Genomic DNA, 18,625 nt, shown 5'->3' with positions numbered 1-18,625 from the left:
TGGAGCTGTCCGGGAGCTCTTCGAATTAATGGCCGCCCTGTTCGTCACGGCGGCGCTGCCAGCGCTGTTCGATGCGGTCCATCAGGGAACGCTTCTGACGTGGCTGACGGCGGGCCTGCTGGCCGCCGGAGGGCTGTTCGCCCGGCTTGGGGGCCTTGCGCCAGCCGGTCACCGCGAGTACCGCACAGCCCAGCATGACGAGGAAGCCCACCACGCTGAGCCACACCTGCTTGGCGACCATTCCAGCCATGAGGAGCGCGATACCTACGAGGAAGCCCGCGACCGCCTGGTAGACCCGTCGCCGGGTGTACGTACGCAGCCCGCTTCCCTCAAGCGCTGTCGCGAACTTGGGATCTTCGGCGTACAGCGCTCGCTCCATTTGCTCGAGCATTCGCTGCTCGTGCTCCGAGAGCGGCACGGAGTCCTCCTCATCGTGCAGTCGCCGGGGGCGACCCGGGGGGTCCCTTCAGGATAGGCAGGGAATCGCCCCCGTGAAACCCGCCCCTCTACGCCAATTGGCCAACCGGGCTCCGGCATGGGCGTCCCGGCTCGCTGAGATCTTCATTCCCCAGCGGCCGACCCGTCATGCCGGAACGGTCTCCCTCGATCATACGGCGCCGCGCGCTCGATCGGGGGGCCTGTGGCGTACTCCATGTGCAGCCAAGTCCCTGATCAAGGCGCACCCTGGCGGTCCGGGCGCAGGGGACGGCTCAGGTCTCCGAGGTCTCCGTCGTCTCGCCCAGCACATGGAGCTGGGTGGCCACCGAGTGGAAGGCGGACAGCTCGGCGGCCGCCTCCTCCAGCTTCAGCAGCGCCTCGAGCGCCCCGGGCTCGGTGTCCACCAGCACCCCGGGAACCAGGTCGGCGAAGACCCGCACACCGTGCACGGCACCGACCCTGAGCCCGGCCCCCTCGACGAGCCCGGTGAGCTGCTGGGCGGTGAAACGGCGCGGCATGGGGTCACCCTGGCCCCAGCGGCCGTCCGGGTCCTGGAGGGCCTGCTTGGCCTCCTTGAAGTGCCCGGCGAGGGCGCGCGCCAGCACGGCACCGCCCAGACCGGCGGCGAGCAGGCTGAGGACGCCCTCGGAGCGCAGGGCCGCCACCGCGTTGCGGATGCCCTCGGCGGGGTCGTCGACGTACTCCAGGACGCCGTGGCACAGGACGACGTCGTAGCCGCCGCGCTCGGCCACGTCGAACAGGCCGTGGGCGTCTCCCTGCACGCCCTTCACCCGGTCGGCGACCTCGGCCTCGGCGGCGCGCCGCTCCAGGGCGAAGAGCGCGTTCGGGCTGGGGTCGACCACGGTGACGCGGTGTCCGAGGCGGGCCAGGGGCACGGCGAAGTTGCCGCTGCCGCCGCCGGTGTCGAGGACGTCCAGCGCCTGGCGCCCCGTGGCCTTCACCCGGCGGTCCAGGGCGTCCTGGAGGACCTCCCAGACCACGGCGGTACGCAGGGAGGCGCGGGGGCGGGAGGGGTCGGAGCGCAGCGACGCCGTCTGGGGGTGCTGGTGGGAGACGGGCGGGCGCATCGGGTCCGACACGGCGATTGACTCCTCGGCGGGGCACCGCCGTCGGCACGGCGGAGCGAGCGGGCTGCCTCCACCGGCCCGGGTCGGGGGCGGGAAGGCTTCAGGCGCCCTCCACCCTATTGCCTACGACGCCCCACCCGGCCATCGCGGTGCCTCGCGACACCGTCCGTCTCGCACGACGGACACGCGGCACCGGGCAGCGCGGTGACCGGGGGTCATGTGCCGGACGGACGCCCCTCCGCCGTGCCTGGGACGCGAGGACCGGTCCGCGCTGCAGAACGCGTGCGTGTGCCTGGGGCACGAGAACCGGTCCGCGCTGCGGAACGCGTGCGTCGATCATGTCCCCGGTACGCCGGGCGGCCCGGTCATCTCCCGCACGCCGAGAAGCCCGCCGGGTAGCAGCCCGCACGGCCCGCGGCCCGCACGGTCGCACCCCGCAGGCCGGGCGCCCCGGTCGCACTCCGCACGCCGAGTTGGCCGGTTGTCCCGGCGCCCCGCCGGACGGCCCGGTTGCCCCGGCGCCCCGCCGGACGGCCCGGTTCTCCCGGCGCCCCGCCGGACGGCCCGGTTCTCCCGGCGGCCCGCCGGACGGCCCGGCCCCTCTCACCCAGCGTCCGGCATCTCGTCCCTCCCCCGGTGCGGCGTGCCCGGATCCTCGGTGCTCGCGTCCGTGTCCGTGCGCGGCTGGGGCAGGACCGGCTGGAGCACCAGCATCCGCTCGACGAGGCGCAGGAACATCGCCACGTCGCGTATCAGGTCGTCGGCGTCCCGGCGGCTGGCCGCGCCCTGGATGCCGGCCTCGGCCCGGGCGCGACGCCTGGCGCCCGAGGCGAACAGGGCGCTCCACTCGGTGAGTTCGGGCACGATCTCGGGGAGCACTTCCCAAGCGCTCCGGATGCGGGCCCGGCGCCTGGATGTGGGCTCCGGGCGCCCGCGCGCGGCCAGCACGGCGGCGGCGGTGCGCAGGGCGGCGAGGTGGGCAGTCGCGTACCGCTCGTTCGGTGTTTCCAGAACGGCGGCCTCGTCCAGTCCGGCACGGGCCTGGGCGAGCAGGTCGAGGGCTGCGGGCGGGGCCGTGGCCCGGCGGAGCACGGGGTGCACGTCGCTCGCCGGGCCGGTCAGTGAGGGGGCAGGGCCGGTGGCGCGGCGCCGGCGGGCGGCGGCTGCGTGGTAGCTGGCCATGACGAACCTCCTGTCGTCTGTGTGACGGCATGCCCGATACGGGATGCCGTATGTGCCCATCGTGAGGTATGGCACTGACAATCCGTTCTGACCTGCGGCTTTGCTTCGATCGCGAGTTCGGACTAGTTTTTGCACTGACCAGTCAGTTCAAATCTGGAGGGGGCAGGGATGGGGGGAACCGTGGCCGGAGTCGGCGTCACGGCCCTGGGGCTCGGGCTCAAGGGGCCCCGCGGATGGGCGTTCCGCGGGGTCTCGTTCGAGGCCGAGCCGGGCTCGCTGATCACGATCGAGGGGCCGTCTGGCACCGGCCGTACGTGCCTGTTGCTGGCGCTCACCGGGCGGATGAAGCCCACCGAGGGAAGCGCGACCGTGGGCGGGACGGCGCTGCCCAAACGCATGGCGGCGGTGCGGCGCGTCAGTGCCGTGGCCCACGTTCCGGGTGTGACCGACCTGGACCCGGCCCTGACCGTCTGCGAGCACCTCCACGAACGGGCGCTGCTCCAGCGGCGGTTCGGCGACTCGCTGCGCGGGCTGCTGCGCCCGCGGGCCGAGCGCAGGTCGGAGGAACAACTCCGGATCGACGCCGCGCTGAAGGCGGCGGGGCTCGACCGCGCGTCCCTGCCCAAGGGCTCCCGCACGGCCGTACGCGATCTGGAGCGTCCGGAGGCGCTGCGGCTGTCGCTCGCGCTGGCCCTGATCGGGCGTCCGCAGCTCCTCGGTGTCGACGACACCGACCTCAAGCTCTCGGACACCGAACGGGCCGATATCTGGGCGCTGTTGAAGTCGGTCGCCGAGAACGGGACCACGGTCGTCGCGGTGTGCAGCGAGGCACCCGAAGGCACGGTCAGGGTCTCGACCGGGCCGACCGAGCCCACCGACGCGCCGGACGAGGCACCGGCCTCCCAGGACGCGCAGGAAGACGTACAGGAAGACGCGCAGGAATCCGACGGAAAGGAGGCCGCCGATGCGCTCGCCGAGGCTGGCCGCGCTTGAGCTGAGGCGCTTCGGCCGGGGGAAGCTGCCGCGTGCCGCACTGGTCGCGCTACTGGTGCTGCCCCTGCTCTACGGAGCCCTGTACCTGTGGTCGTTCTGGGACCCGTACGGCCGGCTCGACAAGATCCCCGTGGCGCTCGTGAACGACGACAAGGGGGCGGTCGTCGGGGAGAAGAAGCTGACGGCCGGCGACGACATCACCAAGGGGCTGCGCGAGAGCGACGTCTTCGACTGGCGCGAGGTGAATGCGGCCGAGGCCGAGAAGGGCGTCGAGGACGGCACTTACTACCTGTCGTTGACGATGCCGTCCGACTTCAGTGAGCGGATCGCCTCCAGCGCGGGCGACGCGCCGGAGACGGGCGCCCTTCAGGTACGGACGAACGACGCGAACAACTACATCGTCGGGCAGATCTCGCGGACGGTCTTCAGCGAGGTGCGCGAGGCGGCGTCCACGAAGGCGTCGCGGTCGTTCCTGGACCGGATCTTCGTGTCGTTCTCCGACATCCACGGAGCGACGGTCGACGCGGCGCACGGCGCCGACCGGCTCGAAGGCGGCATCGGCAAGGCCGAGAAGGGCTCCAAGGACCTCGCCGACGGGCTGAAGGACGCCAAGGACGGCAGCGGCAAGCTGTCCACCGGCCTGAAGAAGCTCAACAAGGGCGCGGGCGACCTGGAGGACGGCTCCCGGCGGGTCGCTGAGGGCACGCAGACGCTGGCCGACAAGGTCAACGGGATCGACAAGAAGATCGGCCCGTTCCTGAAGGACAACGAGAAGACCATCGGCGACACCGCCCAGCTGGTCGCGGACGCCTCGGGGGCGATCCGCAACAACCTCGACGACCTCGTGGAGCGCGCTCCGGCCGCCGCCAAGGGCGCGCACACGGCTTCCGACGCGCTGACCCTCATCCACAAGGCGCGCTGCGAGGACCCCGTACTGCCCGACCCGGCCTGCTCCGACCTGAAGAAGGCCAAGCAGTCCGCCGCCGACGTGGCGCTGATCGCCGACGACCTCAACACGCTGATCGCCGACCAGGACGGCGATCTGAAGAAGCTCGACAAGCACCTCGCCACCCTCCAGAAGCAGGCCCAGGGCCTCGCCGACCGCGCGCCCCGCCTCTCCGAGGACCTCGACGACGCCGTCGGGCGGATCAACAAGCTCAACCAGGGCGCCGCGAAGGTCGCCGCGGGCGCCGAGAAGCTGCACTCCGGGCTCGGCGACGCCAAGGGCGGCGCGGCCGATCTGGACACCGGCGTGGGCGAGTTGAAGACCGGTGCGTACGACCTCAACGGCGGCATCTACAAGCTCGTCGACGGCTCCGGGAAGCTCTCGGACGGCCTGCACGACGGCGCGAAGCAGATCCCCGACTACGACAAGAAGGACCGCGACCAGCGCACCGAGGTCATGGCCGACCCGGTCCAGCTGCTCTCCAACGACCTGCACAAGGCACCCAACTACGGCACCGGGTTCGCCCCGTACTTCATCCCGCTGTCCCTATGGGTGGGCGCGATGGTGGCGTACATGCTGATCGCGCCGATGAACCGGCGTGCGCTCGCCGCGGGCGCCCCGGCCTGGCGGATCGCGCTGGCCGGATGGCTGCCCGTGGTGGCGATCGGGGTGCTCCAGACGGTGGCCCTGATGTCGGTGCTGCACTGGGCCGTCGGGCTCCAGATGGCGCGCGCGGCGGGCACGGTGGGCTTCCTGTTCCTGGTGACGGCGTGCTTCGCGGCGATCGTGCAGTGGCTGAACGCACGCTTCGGGGCGGCCGGCCGGATCCTCGTCCTGGCCTTCCTGATGCTCCAGTTGACGTCCGCGGGCGGCACCTACCCCGTCCAGACCAGCCCGGGCTTCTTCAACGCGCTCCATCCCTTCCTGCCGATGAGCTACGTCGTGGAGGCCCTCAGGAGGCTCATCACGGGCGGCGGTCTGGGACCGGTGTGGCACGCGTGCGTGGTGCTCGTCGCCTTCACCGCGGGCGCCCTCGCGCTGACCGCGCTGTCGGCCCGGCGCCGCCAGGTGTGGACGCTCGACCGGCTGCACCCGGAGCTGAGCCTGTGAGCGCGCGCGGCACAATCAGCCCCATGGAAAGCAGCAGCGCCGCGTCGGGCGGCAGCACGCGCCGTGAGGCCACCCGGCAGAAGCTCTACGAAGCGGCCGTCACGCTCATCGCCGAGCAGGGCTTCTCCGCCACCACGGTCGACGAGATCGCCGAGCGGGCCGGGGTGGCGAAGGGCACGGTCTACTACAACTTCGCCAGCAAGTCGGTCCTCTTCGAGGAGCTGCTGCGGCACGGAGTGGGCCTCCTGACCGCCTCCCTGCGCGAGGCCGCCGAGCAGACCGCGCGGGAGGGCGGCGACAAGGTGGACGCCCTGGACGCGATGATCCGCGCGGGGCTGGTCTTCATCGACCGCTACCCGTCCTTCACACAGTTGTACGTCGCCGAACTGTGGCGGACGAACCGGGCCTGGCAGTCCACGCTGATGGTGGTCCGCCAGCAGGCCGTGGCGGTCGTCGAGGGCGTGCTGCGCGAGGGCGTGGAGAGCGGCGAGTTCAGCGACGAGATCGATGTCCCGCTGACCGCCGCCGCGCTGGTCGGCATGGTCCTGGTGGCCGCGCTGGACTGGCAGTCCTTCCAGCCGGAGCGCTCCCTCGACGATGTGCACGCGGCGCTGTCCCGGCTGTTGCAGGGCCGGGTGAGCGGCCGGCGCTGAGGCCGGCCGGAGCGCACACACGAAAGCGCCGGTTCGAAGTGGCCGCGTCCCCCGCGGGCCACTGTCGAACCGGCGCCCTCTCGTGCTCCCCCGTTCCCCCGTACGCCCCCCGTTTCCCCCGTATCCCCCCTGGACCCCCGTTCGGTCGTTCCCCCGGGTCCCCCGGTCTCACTCCCGCCGACACCAGTGGCCGGCGGAAGGAGCGGATCCGGGGACGCTCCGTTCCGGCGCCCCGTGTCGCCGGTGCCGGAGCCGATCCCCTTCTCCGTGCCTCCACTCTCTCGTTCACGCAGGTCGCGCCCCATCCGCGCGCGTACTCATCTCGTGGGCTAGGTACGGGTACTCAGAGCTGCGTGCTCATCCCCAAGACCCGGTGTTGCCCAGTGGTTACGATCGCCCCCGTGTCTGTACTCCCATTGGTGTTCACAAGCGGCTGGGCCAGCGGTATCAACGCCTACGCCGTCGTGCTGCTGCTCGGCATATTCGGTGCGACGGGGCTGAGCGACGAGGTGCCCGAGGCACTGCAACGGCCCGATGTCCTGATAGCCGCCGGCGTGCTGTTCCTCATCGAGGCCGTCGCCGACAAGATCCCGTACGTCGACACCGCGTGGGACTCGGTGCACACCGTGATCCGGCCGGTGTCGGGCGCGGTCGTCGCGGCGCTGCTCGCCGGGCAGAGCGGGTCGGTGCCGGAGCTGGCGGCGGGCGCGGTCGGCGGTTCCACGGCGTTGATCAGCCACCTGGTCAAGGCCGGGACGCGGATGGCCGTCAACTCCTCGCCCGAGCCGTTCAGCAACGTCATCGTGAGCCTCGCCGAGGACCTCGGGGTCGCCGCGATCATCACCTTCGCGATCTTCCACCCCGTCGCCGCGGCCACCGTCGCGGGCGCCCTGTTGCTTGCCGGGCTGTTCCTGCTCTACTTCCTGGTCTCCCGGATCCGTCGCTTCCTGCGGCGCAGGGCCGAGCGGCGGGCGGAGAAACGGCTCGGGCAAGCGGTGGCCCAACGGCCCGGCTGAGCCGTCGTCCCAGGTCGGTGCGCCGTTGTCAGTGCCGGCCGATAAAGTCCCTGGCATGGCGAGGATTGCGGTGATCGGCGCGGGGATGGGCGCGATGGGGGCCGCTGCCCGACTGGCCGTCGCGGGCCACCGGGTGGCGGTGTACGAGCGCACGGAGACGTACGGCGGAGCGGTGCGCCGCTTCGAGCGGGACGGCTTCGGCTTCGACACGGGCCCCGGGCTGCTCATGGTCCCCGCCGTGTACCGCGATCTGTTCATCAAGACCGGCAAGGAGCCGCTGGAGGCATGCGTCGACCTGGTCCAGGTCGACCCGTCCGCCCGGCACGTCTTCGCGGACGGCACCGAAGTGTCGCTGCCGAACGCCTCGCGCGCGGGCGTGGTGGCCGCTCTGGACGAGGCGCTGGGTGCCGGGGCGGGCGCCCGCTGGGGCGACTTCCTGATTCGCGCCCGGGAGACCTGGGACCGCACCCGCAGACCGCTGCTGGAGGAGCCCCTGTGGCCCAACTGGCAGGTGCTGGCCGGGCGCGAGCCCTACCCCGCGGTCCCGCACAAGCGCCTGCTGCGCACCCGCCGGGCGGGCACGCTCGCCGAGGTCGGCGCCTGGGAGCTGCGCGACCCCCGGCTCGTCGCCCTGCTGGAGAGCCACGCGCTGGCGTACGGCCTCGACCCCGGCACCTCCCCGGCCAACGCGGCCGTGCTGCCGTACATGGAGCATGCCTTCGGGACCTGGTATGTGCGCGGCGGCATACGGGAGTTGGCGCGGGCCGTGTACGAGCGGTGCCTGGCCAGGAAGGTCGAGTTCCACTTCGGGGTCGAGGTCACCGGGATCCTGGAGAAGGACGGACGGGCGGCGGGGCTGGAGTTGGCCGACCGGACGATGGAGGAGGCCGACTTCGTGGTCTCCGGGGTCGCTCCCGGAGTGCTGGACCGTCTGATGCGCGGTACGGCGGTGCGCGCCGAGGGCGTGGGCGAGGTCGCGCCCCAGCGCCGGGCGGCGAGTCGGCTGACGGTGCTGCTGGCGCTGCGCGGTGGCCGGCCGGAGGGCACGGTGCACCGCACGGTGGTGCACGCGGAGGACCGCGAGACCGAACTGGACGCCTTGTTCGGTGGCAATGGCGGCATGGCCACGCGGCCCACGGTCACCGTCCTGCGGCCCGACGACCCGGCGCTGGTTCCGGACGCCGGTCATGAGGCGATCACGCTCACGTCGACGCTGCCCACGCGGCCCGAGGAGGACCGGCCGGAGGTCTTCGAGCGGCAGGCCGCCGACATGATCGCCGTGGCCGAACGGGCGGTGCCCGATCTGCGCGACCGTCTCCTGTGGCACGAGGTGCGCACCCCGGCCGACATCGCGGAGGCGACCGGCGCGGCAGGCGGAGCGGTTCCGGCGCCGGCACTGGCGGCGGCCGAAGGACGTCTGCTGCACGCGTCGAACAGCACGGCCGTGTCCGGCCTGTTCACCGTCGGCGGCTGGTCCCACCCCGGAGGGGGCCTCCCGCACGCGGGCATGTCGGGCGCGCTGGTGGCCGGTTTGATCCTGGAGGGGCCGGACTTCCAGGGCTCACAGTGATCTCCGGCCGCGCGGACCGTCAGAAACGGTACTGCTCGTCGTACCCCTGACCCTGCTGCTGGCCGTTGCCCTGGTACGGGTACTGCTGCTCCGGCGGGAGTTCGCCGCCGTAGGCCTCGTCGGTGCGCTGCTGCGGGACCCAGACGCCGCTGGAGGGGGTCTCGCCGTAGCCGCCGGTGGCGTACTGGTCCTGGCCGTAGCCCTGCTGGGCGTACTGCTGCTGGCCGTAGGCGTCGTAGGAGGCGCCGTCGTAGGTCTGGGTGCCGATGTACGGGTCGGAGTAGGCGGCGTACTGCTGCTGACCGCCCGGGTCGTAGCCGTACTGCTGCTGGTCGTAGCCGGCGTAGGCGTCGTACCCGTAGCTCTGGTCGGCCGTCGCGTACTGGTCCTGGGGCTGGCCGGCGGCGGCGTAGTTCTGGTTGGCGGCGGCGGCATAGGCGGCGTCGCTGTATATGCCGTACGAGCCGGTGTCCTCCGGCATGGGCTGCGGCTCGTAGACGGCGGTCGACTCCGCGGGCGTGGGCTGGCCACCGCGGGTGGGCGTGAAGACGTCGTCACGGTCGTAGTCGTCGCCGTATCCGACGCCGTCCTGACCGTAGGCACCGTCGTGGCCCGCGTATCCGCTCTCGGACGCCTCCAGGTCGGAGACCTCCAGAGTGGGCTCCTGGCGGTCGTGCTCGTCGCGGCGGCGCTTGTTGCCGAGGGGGCCCAGGGCCGGCGCGGAGACCGCCCAGCCCGCCGAGAAGCCGCGGCGGAACGACAGCGTGACGTAGGTCTGGCCGATCGCGAAGGCGGCGGCGCCCAGGCCGATGACGATGACCGACGGGATCAGCACCCCGACCACGACGCCGAGGAAGCCGACGAAGGCGAGCAGTCGCCAGCGCAGCCGCGCCTTGTACTGCAACAGCACCTCGCCGAGCAGCCACAGCGCGACGATGCCGAACGCGATGTAGAGGACCGTCCAGCCCATGTACGCCCCTCTCCCAGTGGCCGCCTACGCAGTGTGACGTATGTCAGGACGGCCGGTCTAGGCCTGCGGGGGATGGTGCAAGCCCAGGTTCTCGTAGATTTCCAGCGTCGCCGTGGAGTTGTTGAGCGTGATGAAGTGCAGACCGGGCACTCCCTCGGCCAACAGCCGCGCGCAGAACTCCGTGGCGAAGTCGATGCCAATGGAGCGTACAGCCGCCGGATCGTCCTTTGCTGTGAGGATCCGCTCTTTCAGGGCGGCCGGGAAGCCCGCGTTGGTGAGCGAGGGGATCCGCTCCAGCGTCTTCGCGCTGGCAATGGGCATGATCTCCGGGATGATCGGGGTGTCGCAGCCGGCGGCCGAGACACGGTCGCGCAACCGCAGGTAATCCTCGGGTTCGAAGAACATTTGCGTGATCGCATAGTCCGCACCCGCACGGCACTTGTCGACAAAGTGACGTACGTCGGTGTCCCAGTCGTCGGAGCGGGGGTGCATCGCCGGGAAGGCGGCGACGCCCACGCAGAAGTCGCCGGACGCCTTGATCAGCTCGACGAGCTCGGCGGCGTAGGCGAGGCCCTCAGGGTGCCGCACCCAGTCGCCCAGCGGGTCGCCGGGCGGGTCGCCGCGCAGCGCCAGCATGTTGCGGATCCCGGCGTCGGCGTACTGGCCGATGATGTTGCGCAGGTCGGCCACCGAGTGGTCGACGGCGGTGAGGTGGGCGATCGGGGTGAGCGTGGTGTCCGAGGCGATCGCCTCGGTCGCCTTGACCGTGCCGGCGCGGGTGGAACCGCCCGCGCCATAGGTCACGGAGACGAAGTCGGGTCCGACGGCCTCGACCCGGCGCAGCGCGTTCCACAGGTTCCGCTCGCCCTTCGGGGTCTTGGGCGCGTAGAACTCGAAGGAATACGTCGTTTTGCCGGTCGCGAGCATCTCGCGCACGGTACGAGCGTGGTCCGACCTGATGGATGCGGTGCCGAGGGCCATACTCGCAGGTTAGCCAGGGGGCACCCGTCCCCCAACCGGACGCTGGACATTTGCCCGAATTGTCCGGTGGTTGTCCACGCCTTGGACAAACCAGGGCCGAACAACGGCCCAATACGGGGATCGCGCCACAGGGAAGCGGCACGGCTGCCCACTGGGTGAGACACACCCCAACGGCGGCTACGCCTGTCGCAGCCGCTTGGCGAACTCCGCCGCCGCGGCGGCCGGGTCGTCGGCCTCGGTGATCGCCCGTACGACGACGACACGGCGGGCGCCCGCCTCCACCACCTGGTCGAGGTTGCCGAGGTCGATGCCGCCGATCGCGAACCAGGGGCGGTCGGTGCCGAGCGCGGCGGTGTGCCGGACCAGGTCGAGGCCGGGGGCGTGGCGGCCGGGCTTGGTGGGGGTGGGCCAGCACGGGCCGGTGCAGAAGTAGTCCACGCCTTCCTGGGCGGCGGCCGCGTCGGCCTCCGGGTCGGCGTGCGTGGAGCGGCCGATCAGGATGTCGTCCCCGAGGATCGCGCGGGCGGCGGGGACCGGAAGGTCGCCCTGGCCGAGGTGCAGGACGTCGGCGCCGGCGGCGTGGGCCACGTCGGCCCGGTCGTTGACCGCGAGGAGCTTGCCGTGCCGGGCGCAGGCGTCGGCGAAGACCTTCAGATGCTCCAGCTCCTCGGCCGCCTCCATGCCCTTGTCCCGCAGCTGCACGATGTCGACGCCACCGGCCAGGGCGGCGTCCAGGAACTCCGCGAGGTCGCCCTGCCGCTTACGGGCGTCGGTGCAGAGGTAGAGCCGGGCGTCGGCGAGCTGCGCGCGGGCGGTGCCTGCGGTGACGGTGTCGGACATGCGGTGCCCCCTGTGATCGGGTTGCCGGGCGGGTGGGGCCGGCCGGTGAGGTCGGGCGGTTGCCGGACGGTGGCACACGGTAGCCGGAGTCGGCGGCACGGTGAGCGCCGCCCTCTGCGCGCGGTCCTCGCACGGCGGCCGGTCCGACCGGAGACCGCCGGGGGTCGCGGACGGGTGCGCGCGGCAGCTACTGCCACCGCGCGCCCCGCACCTTCGGAGTGGGCCGAAGCCCTCCGGACAGGGACGCGGCCGCACCTTCGCAGTCGGCCGAAGCCCCTGGACACGGACACGGCCGCACTCGACCGCGACCGCGGCCCAGAGCCCCGGCCTGTACGCCGGACGGTATTCGGATGCGCGCCCTTCGCGCGTATGGCGTGCTTCGGATCAGACGGCGAGCGCCTGGGCGCGGCGCTTCACCTCCGTGCCGCGGTTCTCACTGAGGGCCTGCGCGGGGGTGCCCGGCAGGCTCTCGTCGGGCGTGAAGAGCCACTCCAGCATCTCTTCGTCCGTGAAGCCGTCGTCCCTCAGGAGCGTCAGGGTCCCGGACAGGCCCTTGACGACCCTGTCTCCGTCGATGAAGGCGGCAGGGACGTGCAGCGCACGGTTCTCACCACGGCGTACGGCGATGAGCTGGCCCTCCTTGACCAGCTGCCGGACGCGGGTCACCTCGACGCCGAGCTGTTCGGCGATGTCGGGCAGGGTGAGCCAGGCGGGGACGAGAGCATCAGTCTTTGCGTCAATCTCGGTCACGGAACAAGCCTGCCATCTGGCACTGACAGTCGGAAGTCAGGCCGGTCCACCCGGGACGGGCGTCGCCGCGACGCACTACGCCGTGGCCGCCTTCAGCGGCCTCGCCGGGTCCGTCATCAGCTCGGCGTTCATCGGCGTGCCCGATTCGATCAGCCGCCGCCCCTGCGCGAGATCCCTCGGCCGGCCCACCGCCAACAGGGCGACGAGGCGGTCGTCCCGCAGCCAGCAGACCGACCAGGCCGGGCCCGACGGGTCGCCGCGCCACAGCATCGTGTCGGCGGCGGCGTGGTGGCCGGCGTACTGGACGAAGCGGCCGAACTGCTCGGACCAGAAGTACGGCACCGGGTCGTAGACCGCGAGGGTCTGGCCGAGGATGTTGGCGGCGACCGTGCGCGGGCCCTGGAGGGCGTTGTCCCAGTGGTGGACCAGCAGCCGCTCACCGTAGCGCCCGGAGGGGAAGGACGCGCAGTCGCCGACCGCGTAGACGTCCGGTACCGAGGTGTGCAGTCGTTCGTCGGCCACGACCTCACCGTGTTCGCCGAGCTCGATGCCGGAGCCGGCCAGCCAGGCCGTGGCGGGCCGGGCCCCGATGCCGACCACGACGGCGTCCGCGGGCACGCGCGTGCCGTCGTCGAGGATCACCGCGCCGGGCTCGACGCGCGCCACGCGCGTGTGCGTGCGCAGTACCGTCCCGCTGTCGGCGTACCAGGCGGTCATCGGCGCGGCCACCTCCGCGGGCAGTGCCCCGGCGAGCGGCCGGTCGGCGGCCTCCACGACCGTCACCGCGCAGCCCGCCTCGCGCGCGGCCGTCGCGAACTCGGCGCCGATCCAGCCCGCGCCGACGACCACGATGTCGTGCTGCCGGGCGAGCACCGGGCGCAGCCGCTCGGCGTCGTCCAGGGTGCGCAGCAGATGCACGCCGGGCACGCCCTCGGCGCCCGGCAGCCGGATCGGTTCGGCGCCGGTGGCCAGCACGAGCACGTCGTAGGGGACGGGCCCGGCCTCGGTGTCCAGTTCGCGGTCGGCGACGCGCACGCCCAGGACCTCGCGTCCCAGCCACAGGTCGATGCCGAGGGATTCGAAGTCGACGTCGAAGGCGGAACCCTCGGCCTTGCCGAGCAGCACGGCCTTGGACAGGGGCGGCCGGTCGTAGGGCTGGTGGGGCTCGGCGCCGATCAGCGTGACGGTTCCGGTGAAGCCCTGTTCGCGCAGGGCCACCGCCGTCTGCACACCGGCCATGCCGGCGCCGGCGACGACCACGGACCGCTGCGACTGCGTCGTCTGCTCGCTCACCTGATCACCATAGACAACTGACTATTTGTCAGTCAGGAGTCGTGCTCGGTGACCTGCTCCACAACGCTGGTGCCGCTGCCCTGCTGCGACTCCCACTCCCAGGTCTCGTCAAGGCGCACCCGCCCGTCGGGCAGCTCGGCCACCACCGACACACAGTGGCCCGACGACGTCGTCCCGTCCCGCTTCAGCTGCACGTACCGGAAGTCCAGCCGGTCGCCGTCCCGGGTGCCCACGAGGTGCCCGCGTACGACGTCCCCGCCGGCGTACTCGGCCCAGATCTCGCCGTCGTTCTCGTGGTACGTGAACCGGGTGCGCGTACCCACCTGACCTGGGGCCTGATCGGTGACGGGGGCGAGGACGAGTCCGTCCAGCGAGCGGGCCATGCGGTGAGGCTCCCTTACTGATACTTGGGGCGGCGGGCTAGGGTGGCCAACGTAGAGCACTCGCGGGAGCCCGGACGCACCGGGCTGAGAGGGAGGCTGGCGGCCTCCGACCGTACGAACCTGATCCGGGTCATGCCGGCGAAGGGAGGGGCTGGACGCCCATGTCGCGTACGCGAACGTCAGACGTCCTCGTCATAGGGGGCGGAATCATCGGCCTGGTCACGGCGTGGCGGGCCGCCGGGCGCGGGTTCACGACGGCCGTCGTGGACCCCGAGCCGGGCGGCGGGGCCGCCCAGGTGGCCGCGGGCATGCTGGCCGCCGTCACGGAACTGCACTACGGCGAGCAGACCCTGCTCGGCCTGAACCTCGCCTCGGCCCGCCGCTACCCGGACTTCGCGGCGGAGCTCACCGAGGTCACCGGCCTCGACCTCGGCTACCGCCGGTGCGGCACCCTCGCCGTCGCGCTGGACGCCGACGACCGCGCCCATCTGCGCGAACTGCATGCCTTGCAGCGCCGGTCGGGGCTGGACTCCGAGTGGCTGTCCGGGCGCGAGTGCCGGCGTCTGGAGCCGATGCTCGCGCCGGGCGTGCGCGGCGGGCTGCGGGTGGACGGGGACCACCAGATCGACCCGCGGCGGCTGGCGGCGGCCCTGGTGGTCGCGTGCGAGCGGGCGGGCGTGGTCCTGCACCGCGCATGGGCCGAGCGCGTCGACGTCGCACGGGACCGGGTCGCCGGAGTCACCACGACGGACGGCACCACGCTGGCCGCCGACCAGGTGGTCCTCGCGGCCGGCAGCCTCAGCGGCCGGCTCGCGGGCCTGCCCGACGCCGTACTGCCGCCCGTGCGTCCCGTGAAGGGGCAGGTGCTGCGGCTGACCGTGCCGCAGCGGTTCGCGCCGTTCCTGAGCCGGACCGTGCGGGCCGTGGTGCGCGGCAGCCAGGTGTACCTGGTGCCGCGCGAGAACGGGGAGCTGGTCGTCGGGGCGACGAGTGAGGAGCTGGGCTGGGACACGACGGTGACCGCGGGCGGCGTGTACGAGCTGCTGCGCGACGCCCACGAGTTGGTGCCGGGCATCACCGAACTGCCGCTCACGGAGACGCGGGCGGGTCTGCGTCCCGGCTCCCCCGACAACGCACCGCTGCTCGGCCCGACCGAGCTGGCCGGGCTGTCGCTGGCCACCGGTCACTACCGCAACGGCGTGCTGCTCACGCCGGTCACCGGGGACGCCATGGCGCAGGTCCTGGCCACCGGTGAACTTCCCGAAGAGGCCCGCGCGTTCACGCCCCGGCGCTTCACTCCCGCCGCACTCACGGAGCAGCCCGCATGAGCGTCCAGGTCATCATCTCGGTCAACGGCGAGCGCCGGCCCATCGAGCCGGGCACGGCTCTGGACACGCTCGTCTCGTCCGTCACCACGGCGCCCTCCGGAGTGGCCGCCGCCCTCAACGAAACCGTCGTCCCGCGCGCGCAGTGGCCGTCGACGCCCCTCTCCGAGGGAGACCGCGTCGAGGTCCTCACCGCCGTCCAAGGAGGCTGAACCATGGCCGACGATCCCTTTGTCATCGGCGGTACGTCCTTCACGTCCCGCCTGATCATGGGCACGGGCGGAGCGCCCAGCCTGGACGTCCTGGAGCGGGCGCTGGTCACTTCCGGGACGGAGCTGACGACCGTCGCGATGCGGCGGGTCGACGCGTCGGTGCACGGCTCGGTGCTGTCCGTGCTGGAGAAGCTCGGGATCCGGGTGCTGCCGAACACGGCGGGGTGCTTCACCGCCGGGGAGGCCGTGCTGACGGCCCGCCTCGCGCGCGAGGCGCTCGGTACGGATCTGATCAAGCTGGAGGTCATCGCCGACGAGCGGACGCTGCTGCCCGATCCGATCGAGCTGCTGGACGCCGCCGAGACGCTGGTGGACGACGGGTTCACGGTGCTGCCGTACACGAACGACGACCCGGTGCTGGCGCGGAAGCTGGAGGACGCCGGCTGCGCGGCGATCATGCCGCTCGGCTCCCCCATCGGGTCGGGGCTCGGTATCCGCAACCCGCACAACTTCCAGCTGATCGTGGAGCACGCGCGCGTGCCGGTCATCCTGGACGCGGGTGCCGGTACGGCGTCCGACGCGGCGCTCGCGATGGAGCTGGGGTGCGCGGGCGTGATGCTCGCCTCGGCCGTGACGCGGGCGCAGGAGCCGGTGCTCATGGCCGACGCCATGAGGCATGCCGTGGAGGCGGGGCGGTTGGCGTACCGGGCGGGGCGGATTCCGAAGCGCCATTTCGCGGAGGCGTCGTCCCCGGTGGACGGCATGGCACGACTGGATCCGGAACGACCCGCGTTCTGAACGCACGTTCGATGAAGCCCGTCGTTCCATGAGGCGTCCGTCACAGGTCGGCTTCAGTCCCGCCCCTATCTCGGACGAACGGGCGGGCCTGTCAGTGTCGGCTCGTACACTCACCTGCGTGGATACGACCCTTCAGGACCCTCTGGTCGGGCAGGTGCTCGACGGCCGGTATCGCGTGGACGCGCGGATCGCGGTCGGCGGGATGGCCACGGTCTACCGGGCCCTGGACACCCGCCTGGACCGCGTGCTCGCGCTCAAGGTGATGCACCCCGCGCTGGCGGTCGACGGGGCGTTCGTCGAGCGGTTCATCCGGGAGGCGAAGTCCGTCGCCCGGCTGGCGCACCCCAATGTCGTGCAGGTCTTCGACCAGGGCACCGACGGGTCGTACGTCTATCTCGCCATGGAGTACGTGGCCGGGTGCACGCTGCGTGACGTGCTGCGCGACCGGGGCGCGCTGCAGCCCCGGGCCGCCCTCGACATCCTGGAGCCGGTGCTCGCCGCGCTCGGCGCCGCGCACCGCGCCGGGTTCGTGCACCGGGACATGAAGCCGGAGAACGTCCTCATAGGGGATGACGGGCGGGTCAAGGTCGCCGACTTCGGCCTCGTACGCTCCGTGGACACCGTGACCAGCACCACCGGTGCCGTACTCGGCACCGTCTCCTATCTCGCGCCCGAGCAGATAGAGCAGCCGGGCACGGCGGACGCCCGGGTCGACGTGTACGCGTGCGGTGTCGTCCTCTACGAGATGCTCACCGGCGAGAAGCCGCACGACGGGGACTCCCCCGCCGTGGTGCTCTACAAGCACCTGCACGAGGACGTTCCGCCGCCCTCGGCGATCGTCCCGGGGCTGGCGTACGAGCTCGACGAGCTGGTCGCGTCGGCCACCGCGCGCTCCCCGCAGATCCGGCCGTACGACGCCGTGGCGCTGCTCGCGCAGGCCCGTGAGACGCGTGCCGCGCTGAGCACGGACCAGCTGGACGCGATGCCGCCGCAGGCGCTCTCCGCGCAGCACAGCAACTCCGACGACCGTACGAGCGTCATCCCGCGCGGTCTCAATATCCAGCGGCCGCTGCCGGTCAACGGGGACGAGCCCGAGGTCAACTTCAACCGGACCAGCCGGCTGGAGACCCCGCCGCCTCCGCCGCCGCCCGGCCGCCGGGCGGGTGCTCCGCGCCGGCCGCGCGGGCCGTTCGTCATAGTCGCCGCCGTCCTGCTGGCCCTCGGCCTCGGTGTCGGCATCTGGTACATCAACTCCGGTCAGTTCACCCAGGTCCCGCCGCTGCTGTCCAAGACCGAGGCGCAGGCGAAGGACCGGCTGGAGGAGGCCGGGCTCGATGTCGGCAAGGTGGAGCGCGCCTACAGCGACACCGTCAAGCGCGGCACCGTCATCAGCACGGACCCGGCCACGGGCGCCCGCATACGGCACAACGACTCCGTGAAGCTGGTCATCTCGGCCGGCCCGGAGACGGTGAAGGTGCCCGACGTCGAGGGCTATCCGCTGGACAAGGCGAGGGCCGAGCTGAAGGAGAGCGGTCTCCAACCGGGCATGGTGACCCGGGAGTTCAACGACGACGTCACCCGGGGCTCCGTGCTCTCCTCGGAACCCGGGACCGGTACCGAGGTCCGCTCCGGCTCCGCGGTCAAGCTGTTCGTCAGCAAGGGCAGCCCGGTGGACATCCCGGACGTCACCGGCGAGGACCCGGCCGACGCCAGGGCCGAGCTGCAGGAAGCCGGTCTGAAGGTGAAGATCGCCTCCGCACGGGTCAACTCCGAGTTCGGCGCGGGCAAGGTCGCGCAGCAGTCTCCCGGGGAGGGCAAGCAGGCCGCGGAGGGCGACACCGTGACGCTCACGCTGTCCAAGGGCCCCGAGATGATCGAGGTTCCGGACGTGGTCGGCGACAGCGTCGACGACGCCAAGGCGGCGCTGGAGGGCGCCGGCTTCGAGGTCGATGAGGACCGCGGTCTGCTGGGCCTGTTCGGCGACACGGTCAAGGAGCAGTCCGTGGAGGGCGGCGAGACGGCCCCGAAGGGCTCCACGATCACCATCACGATCCGGTGACCTGAGCCCGCATTAACC

Annotated in this window: 18 protein-coding genes and 1 riboswitch; of the genes, 9 read left to right on the top strand and 9 right to left on the bottom strand. The window is 72.1% G+C overall.

The genetic code is table 11. From position 1 onward, the window contains the following. Positions 1 to 25 precede the first annotated feature (25 nt). The 3 genes from ACFPQ9_RS12245 to ACFPQ9_RS12235 form a co-directional block, all read right to left on the bottom strand. Positions 26 to 418 (bottom strand): DUF3040 domain-containing protein, encoded by a 393-nt coding sequence (locus ACFPQ9_RS12245; RefSeq protein WP_380851242.1) that lies wholly within the window; start codon positions 416 to 418, stop codon positions 26 to 28. A 292-nt stretch (positions 419 to 710) separates the two neighbouring features. Continuing rightward, complete coding sequence (locus ACFPQ9_RS12240) at positions 711 to 1,538, bottom strand: class I SAM-dependent methyltransferase (RefSeq protein ID WP_380851239.1); 828 nt, start codon at positions 1,536 to 1,538, stop codon at positions 711 to 713. A gap of 591 nt (positions 1,539 to 2,129) precedes the next feature. Then, positions 2,130 to 2,708 carry an SAV_6107 family HEPN domain-containing protein gene (locus ACFPQ9_RS12235; RefSeq protein ID WP_380851236.1) on the bottom strand — a complete coding sequence of 193 codons (579 nt, stop codon included), beginning with the start codon at positions 2,706 to 2,708 and terminating at the stop codon, positions 2,130 to 2,132. 168 nt (positions 2,709 to 2,876) lie between these two features. On the opposite strand from ACFPQ9_RS12235, the gene ACFPQ9_RS12230 reads away from it, so the two are divergent. The 5 genes from ACFPQ9_RS12230 (at position 2,877) to ACFPQ9_RS12210 (ending at position 8,996) form a co-directional block, all read left to right on the top strand. Continuing rightward, complete coding sequence (locus ACFPQ9_RS12230) at positions 2,877 to 3,701, top strand: ATP-binding cassette domain-containing protein (protein ID WP_380851233.1); 825 nt, start codon at positions 2,877 to 2,879, stop codon at positions 3,699 to 3,701. After that, positions 3,673 to 5,757, top strand: a complete 2,085-nt coding sequence (locus ACFPQ9_RS12225; protein WP_380851230.1) for a YhgE/Pip family protein — start codon at positions 3,673 to 3,675, stop codon at positions 5,755 to 5,757. The genes ACFPQ9_RS12230 and ACFPQ9_RS12225 overlap by 29 nt, the downstream gene beginning before the upstream one ends. Positions 5,758 to 5,780: 23 nt before the next feature. Beyond that, entirely contained in the window at positions 5,781 to 6,410 is a 630-nt protein-coding gene (locus ACFPQ9_RS12220; protein ID WP_380851227.1) for a TetR/AcrR family transcriptional regulator, read from the top strand. Between the two features lie 401 nt (positions 6,411 to 6,811). Then, positions 6,812 to 7,426, top strand: coding sequence for a DUF4126 domain-containing protein (locus tag ACFPQ9_RS12215; RefSeq protein ID WP_380851224.1), 615 nt, complete (start codon positions 6,812 to 6,814; stop codon positions 7,424 to 7,426). Positions 7,427 to 7,481: 55 nt separating this feature from the next. Beyond that, entirely contained in the window at positions 7,482 to 8,996 is a 1,515-nt protein-coding gene (locus tag ACFPQ9_RS12210) for a phytoene desaturase family protein (protein ID WP_380851221.1), read from the top strand. Positions 8,997 to 9,015: 19 nt separating this feature from the next. Here ACFPQ9_RS12210 and ACFPQ9_RS12205 read toward each other — a convergent pair whose 3' ends face one another. The 6 genes from ACFPQ9_RS12205 to ACFPQ9_RS12180 all read right to left on the bottom strand — a co-directional run bounded on the left by ACFPQ9_RS12205 (position 9,016) and on the right by ACFPQ9_RS12180 (position 14,213). Beyond that, a complete protein-coding gene (locus ACFPQ9_RS12205) occupies positions 9,016 to 9,966 on the bottom strand; it encodes an SCO2102 family sporulation regulator (RefSeq protein WP_380851218.1) in 951 nt (316 codons plus the stop codon). A 57-nt stretch (positions 9,967 to 10,023) separates the two neighbouring features. Beyond that, entirely contained in the window at positions 10,024 to 10,947 is a 924-nt protein-coding gene (gene metF / locus ACFPQ9_RS12200) for a methylenetetrahydrofolate reductase [NAD(P)H] (RefSeq protein ID WP_380851215.1), read from the bottom strand. 177 nt (positions 10,948 to 11,124) lie between these two features. Further along, entirely contained in the window at positions 11,125 to 11,787 is a 663-nt protein-coding gene (gene thiE / locus ACFPQ9_RS12195) for a thiamine phosphate synthase (RefSeq protein WP_380851212.1), read from the bottom strand. 384 nt (positions 11,788 to 12,171) lie between these two features. Further along, positions 12,172 to 12,537 (bottom strand): Rv2175c family DNA-binding protein, encoded by a 366-nt coding sequence (locus ACFPQ9_RS12190; RefSeq protein ID WP_380851209.1) that lies wholly within the window; start codon positions 12,535 to 12,537, stop codon positions 12,172 to 12,174. A 75-nt stretch (positions 12,538 to 12,612) separates the two neighbouring features. Then, complete coding sequence (locus ACFPQ9_RS12185) at positions 12,613 to 13,830, bottom strand: NAD(P)/FAD-dependent oxidoreductase (RefSeq protein WP_380851206.1); 1,218 nt, start codon at positions 13,828 to 13,830, stop codon at positions 12,613 to 12,615. A gap of 32 nt (positions 13,831 to 13,862) precedes the next feature. Then, positions 13,863 to 14,213 carry an avidin-fold protein gene (locus ACFPQ9_RS12180; protein ID WP_380851203.1) on the bottom strand — a complete coding sequence of 117 codons (351 nt, stop codon included), beginning with the start codon at positions 14,211 to 14,213 and terminating at the stop codon, positions 13,863 to 13,865. Between the two features lie 52 nt (positions 14,214 to 14,265). Continuing rightward, positions 14,266 to 14,377, top strand: a riboswitch (TPP riboswitch). Here ACFPQ9_RS12180 and thiO point away from each other — a divergent pair. The 4 genes from thiO to pknB all read left to right on the top strand — a co-directional run bounded on the left by thiO (position 14,375) and on the right by pknB (position 18,607). Then, entirely contained in the window at positions 14,375 to 15,541 is a 1,167-nt protein-coding gene (gene thiO / locus ACFPQ9_RS12175) for a glycine oxidase ThiO (RefSeq protein ID WP_380851200.1), read from the top strand. (Overlaps the previous riboswitch by 3 nt.) After that, positions 15,538 to 15,750: a sulfur carrier protein ThiS gene (thiS, locus tag ACFPQ9_RS12170; RefSeq protein WP_380851197.1), complete on the top strand. Its 213-nt coding sequence runs from the start codon at positions 15,538 to 15,540 to the stop codon at positions 15,748 to 15,750. The genes thiO and thiS overlap by 4 nt, the downstream gene beginning before the upstream one ends. Positions 15,751 to 15,753: 3 nt before the next feature. After that, positions 15,754 to 16,548, top strand: a complete 795-nt coding sequence (locus tag ACFPQ9_RS12165) for a thiazole synthase (RefSeq protein WP_380851194.1) — start codon at positions 15,754 to 15,756, stop codon at positions 16,546 to 16,548. Positions 16,549 to 16,666: 118 nt separating this feature from the next. After that, on the top strand, positions 16,667 to 18,607 hold the full coding sequence (gene pknB, locus ACFPQ9_RS12160; RefSeq protein ID WP_380851191.1) for a Stk1 family PASTA domain-containing Ser/Thr kinase: 1,941 nt from the start codon (positions 16,667 to 16,669) through the stop codon (positions 18,605 to 18,607). The last annotated feature ends 18 nt before the right edge of the window (positions 18,608 to 18,625 follow it).

The organism is Streptomyces coerulescens (genome assembly GCF_042657965.1).
GTDB classification, from domain to species: Bacteria; Actinomycetota; Actinomycetes; order Streptomycetales; family Streptomycetaceae; genus Streptomyces; species Streptomyces coerulescens.
This window is presented reverse-complemented; position numbering and strand designations above follow the sequence as displayed.

What these genes read in the sequence shown, in the direction of transcription:
- ACFPQ9_RS12165 (WP_380851194.1), top strand. Translation starts at nt 15,754, where the DNA reads ATGGCCGACGATCCCTTTGTCATCGGCGGTACGTCCTTCACGTCCCGC.
- ACFPQ9_RS12210 (WP_380851221.1), top strand. Translation starts at nt 7,482, where the DNA reads ATGGCGAGGATTGCGGTGATCGGCGCGGGGATGGGCGCGATGGGGGCC.
- ACFPQ9_RS12235 (WP_380851236.1), bottom strand. Translation starts at nt 2,708, where the DNA reads ATGGCCAGCTACCACGCAGCCGCCGCCCGCCGGCGCCGCGCCACCGGC.
- thiO (WP_380851200.1), top strand. Translation starts at nt 14,375, where the DNA reads ATGTCGCGTACGCGAACGTCAGACGTCCTCGTCATAGGGGGCGGAATC.
- ACFPQ9_RS12225 (WP_380851230.1), top strand. Translation starts at nt 3,673, where the DNA reads ATGCGCTCGCCGAGGCTGGCCGCGCTTGAGCTGAGGCGCTTCGGCCGG.
- thiS (WP_380851197.1), top strand. Translation starts at nt 15,538, where the DNA reads ATGAGCGTCCAGGTCATCATCTCGGTCAACGGCGAGCGCCGGCCCATC.
- ACFPQ9_RS12205 (WP_380851218.1), bottom strand. Translation starts at nt 9,966, where the DNA reads ATGGGCTGGACGGTCCTCTACATCGCGTTCGGCATCGTCGCGCTGTGG.
- thiE (WP_380851212.1), bottom strand. Translation starts at nt 11,787, where the DNA reads ATGTCCGACACCGTCACCGCAGGCACCGCCCGCGCGCAGCTCGCCGAC.
- metF (WP_380851215.1), bottom strand. Translation starts at nt 10,947, where the DNA reads ATGGCCCTCGGCACCGCATCCATCAGGTCGGACCACGCTCGTACCGTG.
- ACFPQ9_RS12220 (WP_380851227.1), top strand. Translation starts at nt 5,781, where the DNA reads ATGGAAAGCAGCAGCGCCGCGTCGGGCGGCAGCACGCGCCGTGAGGCC.
- ACFPQ9_RS12180 (WP_380851203.1), bottom strand. Translation starts at nt 14,213, where the DNA reads ATGGCCCGCTCGCTGGACGGACTCGTCCTCGCCCCCGTCACCGATCAG.
- ACFPQ9_RS12230 (WP_380851233.1), top strand. Translation starts at nt 2,877, where the DNA reads ATGGGGGGAACCGTGGCCGGAGTCGGCGTCACGGCCCTGGGGCTCGGG.